This window comes from Haloferula sp. A504, assembly GCF_044385805.1.
GTDB lineage: Bacteria > Verrucomicrobiota > Verrucomicrobiia > Verrucomicrobiales > Akkermansiaceae > Haloferula.
Genome location: NZ_JBISBU010000111.1, coordinates 1 through 5,769 on the forward strand (window position 1 = coordinate 1; position 5,769 = coordinate 5,769).

General features: G+C 52.4%; 5 protein-coding genes. All 5 read left to right on the top strand.

The annotated features are described in order from the left end of the window. The first annotated feature begins 145 nt into the window (after nt 1–145). The 5 genes from ACG2LG_RS23445 (at nt 146) to ACG2LG_RS23465 (ending at nt 5,570) form a co-directional block, all read left to right on the top strand. Nucleotides 146–280: a hypothetical protein gene (locus ACG2LG_RS23445; protein ID WP_396263242.1), complete on the top strand. Its 135-nt coding sequence runs from the start codon at nt 146–148 to the stop codon at nt 278–280. 107 nt (nt 281–387) lie between these two features. Beyond that, on the top strand, nt 388–1,791 hold the full coding sequence (locus tag ACG2LG_RS23450; RefSeq protein WP_396263244.1) for a hypothetical protein: 1,404 nt from the start codon (nt 388–390) through the stop codon (nt 1,789–1,791). Further along, complete coding sequence (locus ACG2LG_RS23455) at nt 1,749–3,689, top strand: DEAD/DEAH box helicase (protein ID WP_396263246.1); 1,941 nt, start codon at nt 1,749–1,751, stop codon at nt 3,687–3,689. The genes ACG2LG_RS23450 and ACG2LG_RS23455 overlap by 43 nt, the downstream gene beginning before the upstream one ends. A gap of 238 nt (nt 3,690–3,927) precedes the next feature. Continuing rightward, nucleotides 3,928–4,620: a DUF3883 domain-containing protein gene (locus tag ACG2LG_RS23460; RefSeq protein ID WP_396263248.1), complete on the top strand. Its 693-nt coding sequence runs from the start codon at nt 3,928–3,930 to the stop codon at nt 4,618–4,620. 11 nt (nt 4,621–4,631) lie between these two features. Beyond that, nucleotides 4,632–5,570, top strand: coding sequence for a DNA adenine methylase (locus ACG2LG_RS23465; RefSeq protein ID WP_396263250.1), 939 nt, complete (start codon nt 4,632–4,634; stop codon nt 5,568–5,570). The last annotated feature ends 199 nt before the right edge of the window (nt 5,571–5,769 follow it).

A 5,769-nucleotide genomic window follows, 5' to 3' on the forward strand; every position in this document is an offset into this window, starting at 1 on the left:
GGGTTCAGGAAACCGAAGGAAAGAAGCGGGCCGTTCCGCCCTAAACTACAATGAGCACCGTAGCAACAACCCTGAAAGTTAACGCGCGAGGACTGGTACCTTCGAGACCCCTTCGAACAAGGACCACGCGGCGCAGAACCTGGCCATGCTGCGTAAGGTTTGCCTGTCCCTGCTCAAACAGGACACCAGCATCAAGGACAGCCTGCGCGGCAAACGCTACCGGGCCGCACTCGATGAATCCGTCCTCGAGGCCATCCTGTTTCCCGAGCGCTCAAAGTGAGGTAGCCCTGGAAGCGGAACTCTTTAGGATTCCTGAAATTGACGGGATGGACTTCAAACGCAAGAATCGCCCGAATCTTCGTGCGCAGTAACCCCTTCCTCCCAGCCATGACCAAAATGACAGTACCCCAAACAAGGCGAATCATCGAGGATTTCGTCGACGAACTAAAGAAGCGTCGCCAACCTACCGCAAAACCCTCGAAGTCGGTAATCAACTTCAGGACTGATCGGTCCGATGGCGTCGAGCGCCAGGTCTGGCGGGTTCCGATTGATCTATTGCGCTTCCGGAAGGACAACGGCCGAGTCGCTTCCGACGTTCTCGATTACGAGCAAAGCATCAGCCGTCTCGATGAGGCAGAGGACGAGACACAAGAGGTTTTGCGGGGCTTCTTGTCAGATAAAGACCCGGAAAAGACAGATGTTCTTCGGAAGTCGATTAAGCATGCAGGTCAGCAGACACCTGCAATCGTTACCTGCGATGGATTCCTGATTGATGGCAATCGACGGAAGATGGTTCTCGACATGCTCCACAGGGAGTATCCCGAGGATGACTCCTTCGCCTTCATGAAGGTTGTCATTCTCCCCGGAGAGGATGACGAAGGAGGTGCTCCAACGCTGCTGGAGATTGAAAAGTTGGAGAACCGTTACCAGCTGCAAAGCGATGGCAAGTCCGAGTACTATGGTTTCGACCGAGCGCTCTCAATCAAGCGAAAGATGCAGTTTGGGCTGAGCTTGGAAGAACAGCTTAGAGATGATCCCAGGTACGCGGAAGCTGGATCTGCGGAAATGAAAAAGGCGATTAGGGAGTGCGAAAAGGAATACCTGAAGCCACTAGAGTGTGTAGATCGCTACCTCCGTCAATTTCGGCGGTCGGGCTGCTACCGATGGGTTTCTGCTGGCATGGGGGATAAGGAGGGGCGCTGGCAAGCCTTCAAGGACTACAGCAACACGCATACCCGTTGTTTTGGAAATCCCAAGAAGATGCTCGAACTCTCAATTGAGGAAGATGAAGTGGGAGAAATCGAGGAGGCAGCATTCAACATCATCCGACTTAGGACGTTGCCCGACCTCGATAAGGTTCATGTTATCATGAGGTCGCTTCCCAAGTACTGCCGTACTAAGGAGGGGAAGAAGGAGATCAAGCGAATTGCTGCTGAAGTAGAACCTTCTCTGCCAAAAGAAGAGTGTGTAGATGAGAATGGCACGCCCCTATCGACCGAGGTATTAGATGCAAAATGGGTAGAAAAATACCGCCAGCCGATCATTCATCACACAAAAAAGGCGGCGAGTGCCCACGAAAACCAAAAGGACAAAGAGACACCAATCGAGTTGCTCGAAGCGGCATATAAAAAGCTCACTCATGATGATATGGATATGAAATCCATCGGCCTGAGTGACCTCACTAAAGCGAGAAAGATCATTTCGCAGATCCACACATGTGCGGACGATCTCGAATCCGAAATCTACAAATGCCAGAAGAATCTAAAATCACTGCAACGCAAAGGAAGGTGATAGCCATTCATTCTGACTCTAGCAAGATTCGATTGGATGTTGCAGAAGGTGTTCTCCTTCCGAAGCACGAGAACCAACTGGCATTTTGGGGTATTCAGCTCGGAAGCCGGAGTGGTTGCTTTGAATATGTTGGGAGCGATGCGCTCGATGTGGCGTTAAAAGCAATTCGGTACTTTGAGAAGTGTGACTTGCCTTATGAGGTTCATGGTGAGCTTCGGTCCCGCATCGAACGTAGGGCGAAGGCTGAAGGTGAAATCGGAACGGCTTTAGTTCGTGGTAAGCAGCTGAAGGAGGCAGCCCTTCCGGCTTCGGAATTTGTTGAGTTCTTGTTGTTTCTAAAGAATGAGATCCCTCGCTCGCTCCGCCAACATCAGTTAAAGGCAGCGGCGCACCTCTTGGCGGTGGGAAACGGGGCAAACTTTTCAGTCCCCGGAAGTGGGAAGACGACTGTTGTATTGGTCGTTTACGAATACTTGCGACGGAAGGGGCAGGTTGATGCCCTGTTCGTTGTAGGACCACCTTCTTCATTCGGTCCTTGGCGCACCGAGTTTCGGGAGGTTCTCGGACTTAGTCCAAATGAGGAGATATTCGCGGGGGGTAATGCGAGCGATCGCCAAGCTCGATACAAGGTGAGGGGTTCATCAGAGGCGCGGCTCTATTTGACTTCTTTTCAAACACTCCAGAGAGATCATGAACACGTCCGTCAGCTATTTGAAAACCAAGGTATTCGCTTTTTCGTAGTTCTTGACGAAGCCCACTACATCAAGCAAGTGGGCGGTCTTTGGGCTGGGGCGGCTCTGAAGGTAGCGGAAGCGGCTACGAAGAGATGTGTTCTTACCGGGACGCCGTTTCCGAGGACCTACTCCGATGCTTTCAATCTTTTCGATTTTTTGTGGCCGTCGTCACCTCCTCTCGAAGATAGGGAGAAACACCAGATCGAATTGGCTTCAAGCCGGAACCAGCCAGAAGAGGCGGCCGCCATCCTTGATCGTGCAATAGCACCGCTCTTTTACAGGGTCAGGAAGGAGGATTTGGGCCTGGCTCCCCAGGTTTTTCACGAGCCTTTAGAGGTTGAGATGAAACCGATCGAGGCGCGGATTTACGATGCTCTATTGGATCGGACTAGGAACGCCTCCATGCAGGACTACTTCCGGGACGTCGAAATCTCACTACGGATTCGCCGGGGGCGGATGATGCGCCTGCGGCAGTGCGTTTCCAACGCAGCAATGTTGCGGACAGCGATCGCCGATTACTCGGAAGACTTGTTTGTTGATGAGGATGGTCTGGGCTCACTTCTGCTTCGATACCCTAGCCTTGAGACTCCCGCTAAGGTCGATCTTGTCTTGAAGTTGATCAGTGAGATGGTTGGCAGAGGGGAGAAAGTCGTTCTCTGGTCGAATTTCATAAAAACGCTCTCTCTGCTGAGTGAGAGTCTCGATGCTTTGGGTATCGGGACGAGGATGATTTACGGGGGCACTCCGATTGAATCCGAGAGTGGGGATGACGAGGTGACTCGTGAGCGGATCGTCCGAGAGTTCAACGATAAGGCGAGCGGGATTGATGTATTGGTTGCGAATCCAGCTGCTTGTGCCGAATCGATCTCGCTTCACAAATCCTGCTCAAATGCGATCTACTACGACCTGAGCTACAACTGCGCTCAGTTTTTGCAGTCTCTTGATCGAATTCACCGAGTCGGAGGATCGGAGCGCAAGGAGTCGCATTACTACTTTCTTCAGTACAAGAATTCCATCGATTTTGATATTCTACAGAACGTTAGGGCGAAGGCTGAGCGGATGAGTGGAATAGTCGATCAGGAATATCCCATTTATTCTCTCGATATGTGGGCGGATGACGAAGAGATAGAAGCTTATGAGCGGCTATTTGGAAAGCGAGACTAGTCTCTTCGATGGGATCACGCTCAGAGGTTGCGTCAGGCTTTGGCGTATAACCGAATCGTGTGTAAGGCCCTCTCGGGAGCTGATTGCCAAGCGTTTTGCTGAAGAGGGCGGTGGATTCGAGGCGACCTTTGATCTTTGTAGGCAAGTCGGTTTGATCGCCGAGCAGTCTGGTGAAGTAGTCCTTAGACAGAAGTCTCGGCCTCGGATCGCGGCCCTCCCAGGCGCGCTGCTTCATGCGATGCCCTCAAAGGGTGCTGACTGGTGGGTGGAGATGGCACGCTTTTTGAAAGGCTTTGCCTTTCGGGAGGGTGAGTATCGATATCGGGAGGTGTTCGAGGCTGGGCATCGGTTTCGCTTCGTCAGGAACTTCCTGATGGAGGCGGGAGTCGTTGCGTTTGAGCCGAGCGATGGGAGCTACAGGCTCACGGGGGAAATGCTTTGGTTGTATGAGCGGGCGGTACAAGGTAGGACAGGAAGCTCATTTGACGCGATGACTGAGCTTGCGAGAAGGCGGGAACTGGTCGGCCTTGCTGCAGAGGAGCAGGTTGTCAATTTCGAGAAGGAAAGGCTTGGTTCGGCCTTCGAAGGCGATGTGATCCATGTAGGCAAGCTGGATTCCGCGGCTGGATACGACGTGGTGAGTCGAGAGAGCGGCGAGGACAGTAGAAGGAGGTATATCGAGGTGAAGGCAGTTTCTCCGGTGGACTGGGAATTTTACTGGAGTGAGCATGAAATTGCAGTTGCTCGCGCATACGGTGAGAGATACTTTTTATACTTGGTGCCTGTTTCGGATAGCGGGGTTCTTGTGCGTGATCTTCTTATGATTTGTGACCCTAGCACCGCTGTTTTGGGCAAGCAATCTGGCTGGTCGGTCAAGCGAGACGGTCTAAGATGCTCTCGGTTCGCAACCGGGGATGAGGATAATGAATAAAGTTTTTGACGATGTATATGATTCCGACACATGATGAGGACTCAATCAAGAGTCTCGCAGCAAAGCCGCCGTTTGGCTACTACGGTGCCAAGCAGCGCATAGCTCGGAGAATCGCGTCGATGCTTCCTCCTCACAATGCCTGGGTTGAGGGCTTTTGTGGATCGGCGGCCCTCACGTTGGCGAAGCCTCCAGTGCCAATTGAGGTTATCAACGACCTCGACGGGGAGATCGTAAACCTGTTCAAGCAACTGCGCGACAACTCGGAGGCGCTTTGTGAATCGATTGCACTAACGCCATACTCGAAAGAGGAATTCGAGTCCGCGCGCTATCAATCAAGCTCTGAGGATCCACTTGAGCGCGCGCGGCTCTTTCTTGTTCGGACAATGATGGCTGTCAATGCGACGGTGGGATCGACAAGATGTGGTTTCTCTTTTTCGCAGTCATACACCCGAGAGCAAAAAGAGGCCCGGGTAAGCAGGTGGTACAATTTGCCTGAGCGGCTCAGCAAACTTGTGGAGAGGTTGCGAGGTATACGCATCGAGAATAGAAACGCGATCGATATCGTAGAAATGTTTGCAGATCGGCCAGCGACCCTCATTTACCTCGATCCTCCATACTTTACAAAGCGAGAGCACGGATACGTTATCGATGCGAACGATGAAGATTTTCACCGTGAGTTGCTTTCGGTGTGCAGAAGGGCGCGCTGCATGGTTCTCATAAGCGGCTATGATTCCGAGCTATATGAGAACCTCTTGTGTGGTAGTAGCAAGTGGAGTAAGCACCATATCGAAACCCACACAAGGGACACTACTGGCAAAGACTACTCGCGAACGGAAGTTCTCTGGTCGAACAGGTATTTCGATGAGGGTGTTTCAACCGGAAAGCTTCGCTTGAGGTTGACTAAGAAGGAGGTTGCTGAGCAGAAGGTCAATCCGCCGCGGCGGAGTTGATCCTTGGGATAGGTATGATCGTGCTCGGTATGACCGTGTCTAGGGTCGGTCCCAAAAAACATACATTTAGGGTCTTTATCTACGAGGTTCATGGTAGTTTCGGGGTAAGCGTCCTAAAATCGGCCCCCTACCGCGCTGGGGGGTAAGGCGGCAGGCTGGCGGGGATGTCTAGAACCAATCGCCGCGCCACGCGGCCCAT